The organism is Streptomyces poriferorum (assembly GCF_019399235.1).
GTDB lineage: Bacteria > Actinomycetota > Actinomycetes > Streptomycetales > Streptomycetaceae > Streptomyces > Streptomyces poriferorum.
Map to the genome: position 1 here is coordinate 1 of NZ_JAELVH010000304.1, position 7,325 is coordinate 7,325.

Sequence of the window (7,325 nt, forward strand, 5' to 3'; positions counted from 1 at the left end):
CACCCCCCCCGCACCCCCGTCCATCCGGGCACACATGCGCGGTGATCTTCCCCGGCGGCCACGCGATTCCGCGCGATCTCACGGCGCCGGTGCGGCGTGTGTGTGTCGGGCGTTACCACCCGTGATCGGCTGAGGTCACACCTACGTAATGGGCGTTTCGTACCGTCAAGGCCTCGCTGAGAACAACAGGAAGGCCTTCGGTGCCCCCACAGGATGAGTCGACGGCTGTCTCCCGGATACGGACGGTCTGCTCGTACTGCGGGGTGGGCTGCGGGCTGGTGCTCGACATCGCCTCCGGTACGGAAGGTCGCCGCACGGTCCTCAAGGCCTCGGGGGACAAGACGCACCCGGCGAACTTCGGGCGGCTGTGCACGAAGGGCGCGACGACCGCCGAGATGCTCGCTGCTCCCGGCAGGCTGACGACCGCACTGATGCGCCCCGGCCGCGGCGCCGAGCCCATGGCGGCAACGGTGGACGAGGCGATCACCGGCACGGCACGACGACTTCGGTCGATCATCGATGAGCACGGGCCCGACGCGGTCGCTTTCTATGTGTCCGGGCAGATGAGTCTTGAGGCGCAGTACCTGGCGAACAAGCTGGCCAAGGGCTTCGTCCGGACCAATCAGATCGAGTCCAACTCCCGTCTGTGTATGGCGAGTGCGGGCAGCGGCTACAAGCTCTCCCTCGGGGCCGACGGGCCACCGGGGTCGTACCAGGACTTCGAGAAGGCCGATGTCTTCTTCGTCATCGGCTCCAACATGGCCGACTGCCACCCGATCCTGTTCCTGCGCCTGATGGAACGGGTGAAGGCCGGGGCCAGGCTGATCGTCGTGGACCCGCGGCGCAACGCCACCGCAGACAAGGCCGACCTCTTCCTCCAGGTCAGGCCCGGAACCGACCTGGCACTCCTCAACGGCCTGTTGCACCTCCTCCACGCGAACGGGCACACGGACGACGGGTTCGTCGCGGAACGCACCGAGGGCTGGGAGGCGATGCCGGAGTTCCTCGCGGACTACCCGCCCGCCACGGTCGCGGACATCACGGGCATCCCTGAGGCGGACATCCGCCGGGCGGCGCAGTGGATCGGCGAAGCGGGGGAGTGGATGAGCTGCTGGACCATGGGCCTCAACCAGTCCACGCACGGCACATGGAACACCAACGCGCTGATCAACCTGCATCTGGCCACCGGAGCGATCTGCCGCCCGGGCAGCGGCCCGTTCTCACTCACCGGCCAGCCCAACGCCATGGGCGGGCGGGAGATGGGCTACATGGGCCCCGGCCTGCCCGGACAGCGATCCGTCCTGGTCGACGAGGACCGCGCCTTCGTCGAAGAGCTCTGGAGACTGGAGCCCGGCGCGATACGCAAGGACGGGTCCGGCAAGGGAACCATCGAGATGTTCCAGCGGATGGCGAACGGCGAGATCAAAGCCTGCTGGATCATCTGTACGAACCCGGTGGCATCCGTCGCCAACCGCCGGACGGTGATCGAGGCCCTGGAGACAGCCGAACTCGTCATCACCCAGGACGCGTTCGCCGACACCGAGACCAACGCCTACGCCGATGTCGTGCTGCCCGCGGCGCTGTGGAGCGAGAGCGAGGGCGTACTGATCAACAGCGAACGCAATCTCACTCTCGCCCGCCCGGCGGTGGACCCGCCCCGAGAGGCGCTCGCGGACTGGCGGATCATCGCACGAGTCGCCTGCGAGATGGGGTATGCCGACGCCTTCTCCTACGGCAGTGCCGAGGAGATCTTCGAGGAGATCAAGGGCGCCGCGAACCCGAAGACCGGTTACGACCTGCGGGGTGTCACGTACGAGAGGCTGCGCACCACTCCCGTTCAGTGGCCGGCGCCCTCGCTCGACGGCCCCGACCGCAACCCGATCCGCTATCTGGCCGAGGGCGGCGGTCCGGTCTTCCCGACACCGAGCGGGCGGGCGGTCTTCTTCGCCCGCCCGCACGTGCCGGCTGCGGAGATGCCGGACGACGACTACCCGTTCGTCCTCAACACCGGGCGTCTGCAGCATCAATGGCACACCCTCACCAAGACCGGGAAGGTCGCCAAGCTCAACAAGCTGAACCCTGCCCCCTTCGTCGAACTGCATCCCGAGGACGCCGGCCGGCTCGGAATCCTGGACGGCGACGCGGTCGAGGTCGCGTCCCGGCGCGGCCGTGCCGTGCTGCCGGCCGTGGTGACGGACCGGGTCCGGCCGGGGTGCTGCTTCGCGCCGTTCCACTGGAACGACCTGTTCGGGGAGTACCTGAGCGTCAACGCGGTGACCAGCGACGCCGTCGACCCGATCTCCTTCCAGCCCGAGTTCAAGATGTGTGCGGTGACACTCACGAAGGTCGCCGCCGCGGTCGAGGCCGCCCCGCCACCCGCTGCTTACTCCGCCGTGGAGCCGCTCGACGTCGTACCGAGCGCGGTCCCGTCGGGTGCCGCTGCCGTGTTCGGCCTGGAAAGCACGCCGCCGCCCGTCCTCGCGGAGCGGGAACGCCAGTACCTGATCGGGTTCCTCGCCGGGCTCCGGCCGGGTTTGCCGGGCGTTCCGGTGCTCCCGGCCGGTGCGCCGTTCAGCGAGGAGCACGCACGATGGGTGAACGGTGTCCTCGCCGGCATGTACTCGCGGGCGGCGCAGCCTGCGGAGGGCCCGGCGGCGCAGACCTCCTCCACAGGCCGTGACGTGGTCGTGTTGTGGGCTTCGCAGACCGGGAACGCCGAGGAGTTCGCTGCCGAGGCCGCCGACCGGCTCACCGAGGTCGGACACCGGGCCCGGCTCGTCGGGATGGACACGGCGGACCCCCGTACCCTCCCGCACGCGGCCGACCTCCTCCTGATCACCAGCACCTTCGGGGACGGGGACGCACCCGACAACGGCTCCGGGTTCTGGGAGGCGCTGACCGCAGCGGATGTCCCGCCCCTGGACGGCAGGCGGTACGCGGTGCTGGCCTTCGGCGACTCCTCGTACGACGACTTCTGCGGACACGGCCGGCGCCTGGACCAGCGCCTGGGCGAACTGGGAGCCGCACGCCTGGCCCCGCGCACCGACTGCGAGCCCGACTACGGGCCCTCCGCCCGGACCTGGCTGGACCGCGTCCTGACCGGTCTCGCCGTACAGACGGGCCCGGCCCTGTCGTCAGCGGGCCCGGCCCTGTCGTCAGGCGCCCCGCCCCTGTCGTCAGGGGCCCCGGCTCCTGCCCTCGTCTCCGGTTCCGCCTCCGCCGCACGACCTGCCACAGCCGTTCGCGGCACCAAGGCGTCACCCGCCACGGCCAGGGTGGTGGGAAACCGGCTGCTCAGCCTTGCCGGCGCGGGCAAGGAGGTCCGTCGCTTCACCTTCGACACCCGGGAAGACGGCATCCCTCTCGCCTACGAGGCCGGGGACGCTCTCGGCGTGCATCCGCTCAACAGCCTTGATCTGGTGGCCGAATGGCTGGCTGTGACCGGTCTCGACCCCGCCGCCGGTGTCGGTCTCCCCGATGTCGGGGAGGTCCGGCTCTCGGAGGCTCTCCACCGGCACCTGGACATCACCCGGCTCACTCCGGCCCTGCTGGGCTTCGTCACCGAACGCACCGGCGACCGCTCGCTGAAGAAGATGCTGCGGCCCGACAACAAGGGCGAACTCGCCCGTTGGTCCTGGGGCCGCCAAGCCGTCGACGTTCTCGCCGAGTACCCGGTCCGGGCCACACCGCAGGAGTGGGCCGGCATCCTCACGCGCCTGCAGCCCCGTCTGTACTCGATATCGTCCAGCCCGCTCACCGACCCCCATCAGGTGTCCCTGACCGTCTCCGTCGTCCGGTACGAGAACCTGCGGGGCCGCCCCCGCACCGGGGTGTGCTCGCCCTTCCTGGCAGAGGCCGCCCTCGGCGACCCGGTGTCGGTCTTCGTGCAGCGCGCCCCGCACTTCAGGCCACCCGCCGACGCCGGCACGCCGACGGTGATGGTCGGCCCGGGGACCGGGGTGGCTCCGTTCATCGGCTTCCTGGAACAACGCCGCGCCCAGCACCACACCGGCCCCAACTGGCTCTTCTTCGGCGAACAGCACCGGGCCACCGACTTCTACTACGAGGACGAGCTGACGGACTTCCTCGCCGACGGGACACTCACCCGCCTCGACACCGCCTTCTCCCGCGACCAGCGCGCCAAGGTCTACGTGCAGGACCGGATGCGTGAGCACGGGGCCAAGCTGTGGTCCTGGCTCCGGGACGGCGCCCACTTCTACGTCTGCGGCGACGCCGCGCGGATGGCCAAGGACGTCGACCGGGCGCTGCGCGACATCGCGGTCGCACACGGGGGCCTCGATCCCGACACGGCCGCTGTGTACGTCAAGCAACTCGCCGCCGACAAGCGCTATGTCCGGGACGTCTACTGACCGCGCGGCAGTACGCCCAGGAGCGCCGAAGTGAAGGAGATCCGCAGGGCGTCACGCAGCTCCAGGTGGAGCACGCCGAGGGCGGGCTCGTCCGCGTAGGCGGCGAGGAGGCTGGGCGGCGGCGGGACGTACGCCGACAGGGCGCCGGCCGAGACCAGGCTCATCAGGCAGAACAGCTGCGCGCCGTCGCCGAGTTCGGGCACGTGACAGCGCACGAGGTCGGTCATGGTCGCGAGCCGGCCGAGGGCGGAACGCTTGTGCTGCTTGACCACCTCGACGGAGACGTTGTGCTCGAGGACGCCGCCCTGCGCGCCGAACAGGTCGCACAGCACCACCCGGTCCGCCAGTGACCGGCTGAGGGTCTCGGCCAGCCGGCCCGCCCGCACCTCCGGTGTCGCGTGGGGCTCGATGTCCGCGGCCAGCTCGTCCGCCAGCTCGGCGAGCCAGCTCTCCAGGAACATGTCCAGCAGTTCGAGCAGCACCGCCTCGCGCGACTCGAAGTACCGCAGGACGTTCGACTTGGCCAGGCCCACCCGCCGGCTGAGTTCGTTGAGGCTCACCTCGGCCACGGGCATCTCGTCGAGCATCGCCGCCGCCGTGTCCAGGATCGCCCGGCGGCGGATCTCCCGCTGCTCCTCGCTTCGCGCCCGCTGGAATGTCACGCCCTCAGCCTAGCTTAAAGACCGCCGGTACCTTGACATGAGACCGGCGGTCTCTTAAGTTCGGTCTTAACGGACCGACGGTTTCTTGGGGGAGCGTCATGAGCGGCAACTGGACCGAAGAGCACATCCCTGATCAGCGCGGCCGGGTGGCGATCGTGACCGGCGCCAACACCGGGCTGGGCTTCGAGACGGCCCGGATGCTCGCGGAGCGCGGGGCGGCGTTGGTCCTGGCGGTCCGAGACATGGAGAAGGGAAAGCGGGCGGCCGCCCGTATCACCGGCGACGTCACCGTCCAGGCCCTCGACCTGACCTCCATGGACTCGATCCGGTCCGCGGCGGCCGACCTGCGTGCCGCACACCCCCGCATCGACCTTCTGATCAACAACGCGGGAGTGATGTACACCCCGAAGCAGACCACCGCCGACGGCTTCGAGCTGCAGTTCGGCACCAACCACCTAGGCCACTTCGCCCTCACCGGTCTGCTGCTGGACCGGATCCTGCCCGTCCCCGGCTCCCGCGTCGTCACGGTCAGCAGCACCGGCCACCGCATCCGGGCCGCCATCCACTTCGACGACCTGCAGTGGGAGCGCTCGTACAGCCGCATCGGTGCCTACGGGCAGGCCAAACTCGCCAACCTGATGTTCACGTACGAACTGCAGCACCGGCTCGCACCGCGCGGCACCACGGTCGCGGTCGCCGCCCATCCAGGCGTGTCCCACACCGAACTCATCCGCAACGCACCTGCCGCGCTTCGCGTGCCCGTCACCTGGCTCGCGCCGCTGCTCACCCAGAAGGCCGAGATGGGTGCCCTGCCCACGCTGCGCGCGGCCACCGATCCGGACGTCACCGGCGGCCAGTACTACGGCCCCGGCAACCGAGGGGAGATCCGCGGCTACCCGAAGCCGGTCTCCTCCAGCCCCGGCTCCCACGACCGGGCAACCCAGCAGCGCCTGTGGACCGTCTCCGAGGAGCTCACCGGTGTGACGTTCCCGGCGATCACGTCACACCGGAGGGATTCCTGGGGCTGACTGTGCGGGTGCGGCCACCGGTGGCGTCCGCGACGGCGGCGCGGGAGGCTGCTCGGTCCCCGTGACGACCGCATCGTGCCGCGGTGCACCTCCAGTCACTCATCACTTTCGCCACTCGACATCGAATTAAGGGCGTCGCCCCTCTTTCGGTTTCATTCGGAACCGTGTCAGCATGCAGGCGGCCCGGGGCGGCCTGGTGCCCATCAAGTGATTTCGCAGCTTCGTTCTGGTGCCGACCACACGAGGCGGCGGTCCTGGATGGACGCCACCCGGACGCCTTCGGCCGGTTCTCGCAGCCCCACATGTCGAGGAGTGAAAAATGATGAAGGTTCTCAAGGTGTCGACCGCCCTGTGCGCAGGGGCACTGCTGGTTACCCTTCCGCTGTCGCATGCGGCAGGAGCCGAACCGGACGGCTCCCCGCTCGCCGGCTCCGCACCCGCGCAGTCCCCCGCCGAGAAGCTGAAGGTGGACTACGAGAACGGAGCCCTGAACTCCGGAGTTGAAGGTCTGACCACCACGCACGCGACGGCGCCGGACGCATCCGGCGTCGTGCGGCCCGGGCACGGGGGCGCGTACGCGGTCCAGCACAAGGTGACGCTCGGCGACGCGGGATACGAGTCCAACGGCGCGCCGCGGAGCGAGAGCGCGACGGACCTGCTTCCGTCCGGGCAGTTCGACGTCGGTGACGTGCAGCGCTACGAGTTCAGCGTGCTGCTCAAGGACTGGAAGACCTACGCGGCGGGTGACAGCGACACGGGCGACATCGTTTTCCAGGGCAAGTACGCGGGCGGCAACGTTCCGGCGTTCTACCTCATGGCGAAGCGCAACGAGATCGCGTTCAGGTCCCCACACCTGAACCAGCAGGCAGCGGTGGTGCCGGACCTCCGTCCGTATGTGAACAAGTGGATGAGCTTCCGCGTGGACGCACGCTGGACCACCGACGAGACGGGCTACTTCAAGGTCTCCGTGCAGCTTCCGGGAGAGTCCGGCTACAAGCCCGCCGCCTCGTACGAGAACGTGCGCACCTACCAGCCGGACAACCCGGCCGACCACGGCTACATAAAGTGGGGGCTCTACCGGCCCTCGGAGTCGATCGGGAACGGTGACGTACCCACCCGGATCGTCCAGCACGACGACATCCGCATTCTCGACCTGTCATGACGCGGATCCCTGTACCTCCGGCGCCCCGGATTTCCGGGGCCGGTCCGGTTCTCGCTGATGAGCGGATTGCTGGTCGGTGACGGCGGACCCCATCGGCCGCTAG

General features: G+C 69.5%; 4 protein-coding genes. 3 read left to right on the plus strand and 1 reads right to left on the minus strand.

Annotation, left to right across the window (positions count from 1 at the left end; all coding sequences use genetic code 11):
* Positions 1–200: 200 nt before the first annotated feature.
* The gene (locus tag JGS39_RS33790) at positions 201–4,370 is read left to right on the plus strand and encodes a molybdopterin-dependent oxidoreductase (RefSeq protein ID WP_219573569.1); all 4,170 of its coding nucleotides are present in this window, start codon (positions 201–203) and stop codon (positions 4,368–4,370) included.
* Here JGS39_RS33790 and JGS39_RS33795 read toward each other — a convergent pair.
* Entirely contained in the window at positions 4,364–5,032 is a 669-nt protein-coding gene (locus tag JGS39_RS33795; RefSeq protein ID WP_219573570.1) for a TetR/AcrR family transcriptional regulator, read from the minus strand. The two genes, JGS39_RS33790 and JGS39_RS33795, sit on opposite strands and share 7 nt — an antisense overlap.
* Before the next feature lie 98 nt (positions 5,033–5,130).
* Between JGS39_RS33795 and JGS39_RS33800 the strand changes: the two genes are divergently transcribed.
* On the plus strand, positions 5,131–6,060 hold the full coding sequence (locus tag JGS39_RS33800) for an SDR family NAD(P)-dependent oxidoreductase (RefSeq protein ID WP_219573571.1): 930 nt from the start codon (positions 5,131–5,133) through the stop codon (positions 6,058–6,060).
* A 319-nt stretch (positions 6,061–6,379) separates the two neighbouring features.
* Positions 6,380–7,222 carry a heparin lyase I family protein gene (locus JGS39_RS33805; protein WP_236064471.1) on the plus strand — a complete coding sequence of 281 codons (843 nt, stop codon included), beginning with the start codon at positions 6,380–6,382 and terminating at the stop codon, positions 7,220–7,222.
* Positions 7,223–7,325: the final 103 nt, after the last annotated feature.

What these genes read in the sequence shown, in the direction of transcription:
- JGS39_RS33800 (WP_219573571.1), top strand. Translation starts at nt 5,131, where the DNA reads ATGAGCGGCAACTGGACCGAAGAGCACATCCCTGATCAGCGCGGCCGG.
- JGS39_RS33805 (WP_236064471.1), top strand. Translation starts at nt 6,380, where the DNA reads ATGATGAAGGTTCTCAAGGTGTCGACCGCCCTGTGCGCAGGGGCACTG.